The organism is Natronorubrum sulfidifaciens JCM 14089 (assembly GCF_000337735.1).
GTDB classification, from domain to species: Archaea; Halobacteriota; Halobacteria; order Halobacteriales; family Natrialbaceae; genus Natronorubrum; species Natronorubrum sulfidifaciens.
The window spans coordinates 1-461 of sequence record NZ_AOHX01000024.1; the positions used below are offsets into that span (position 1 = coordinate 1).

1 protein-coding gene is annotated in these 461 nt (G+C 59.4%); it reads right to left on the reverse strand.

The genetic code is table 11. From position 1 onward, the window contains the following. Window positions 1-95: 95 nt before the first annotated feature. A complete protein-coding gene (locus C495_RS01095; RefSeq protein ID WP_004052064.1) occupies window positions 96-305 on the reverse strand; it encodes a hypothetical protein in 210 nt (69 codons plus the stop codon). Window positions 306-461: the final 156 nt, after the last annotated feature.

Consider the following 461-nt stretch of genomic DNA (forward strand, 5'->3'; position numbering starts at 1 on the left):
TCCGACCGGAGATGACCCTGGAACCACGCCGCTCGTGGCGGCGGTCGTGATGACGATTCCAACGAGCAGCATAACCATGACCCTCCGAACGAGAGTCACGAATCAAACACCTCAACGAGTCCGAGCCGGTCTGCGATGAGAGACCCACCGGCTGCACCAACCACAATCAGCCCTATTTCAAGACTGCCACCAAGCAGGTCGGATAAAATCGTGATGTCTGCGCCCGCGGATAGTCCGGCGTCGAGAGCACCAACCGACGCGCCAAGTGTGGCGACCGTCTCTAGGTCAAGGTCAAGGTCCACCATTAGAGCATCCACCCCGCAGCGAACCCGGCCGTGCTCGTGATGCCGACGTAGACCAAGCCCCAGAGGTCGCTACTCTGGAAGAATGAGGAAACGTCACCGACCAACAGCCACGCAGCGAACACCCCGACCGTGCCGAAAATCGACCACATATAGTAG